The following is a 551-nucleotide window of genomic DNA, read 5'->3' as shown; positions in this document are numbered from 1 at the left end:
TGTAAAGTATGTCCTTCTTTATCACCCCATATAATAGAAGTTACTAGTAATATTCCGCTGACAAGAGGGCTAGGAAGTAGTGCATCAGCGATTGTAGCAGGAATAGAGCTTGCGAATCAACTTGGAAATTTACATTTAACAACTGATCAAAAGGTCCAAATTGCTACAAATTTTGAAGGACATCCAGATAATGTTGCTGCTTCTATTCTAGGTGGAACTGTAATCGGAGCACTGGATGGAAAGAATGTTTCGGTTGTAAGGATTGAAAGTAAGGAATTAGGCGTAATTTCTCTTATTCCGAATGAAGAGCTAAATACGGATGAAAGTCGATCTGTATTACCAGAGATGTTTCCGTTTCATGAAGCGGTTAAGGCTAGTGCGATAAGTAACGTATTAGTAGCTGCGTTATGTCAAAAGAAGTGGGAAGTTGTAGGTGAAATGATGGAAAGAGATCATTTCCACGAGCCATATCGTTTAGAACTTGTACCGTTATTACCATCAATTCGTAAATGTGCAAAAGAATTCGGAGCATATGGCACAGCGCTTAGTGG

The 551-nt window shown here is 39.0% G+C and carries 1 pseudogene; it reads left to right on the top strand.

Features of this window, described 5'->3' with window-relative positions:
* Nucleotides 1-551 (top strand): annotated as a pseudogene (thrB, locus tag AC1DTM_RS31110) (homoserine kinase); the annotation flags it as partial.

Source organism: Bacillus sp. P4_D3, from assembly GCF_056401855.1.
Note: the sequence above shows the minus strand (reverse complement) of the source record. Positions and strands in the feature narration are given on the sequence as shown.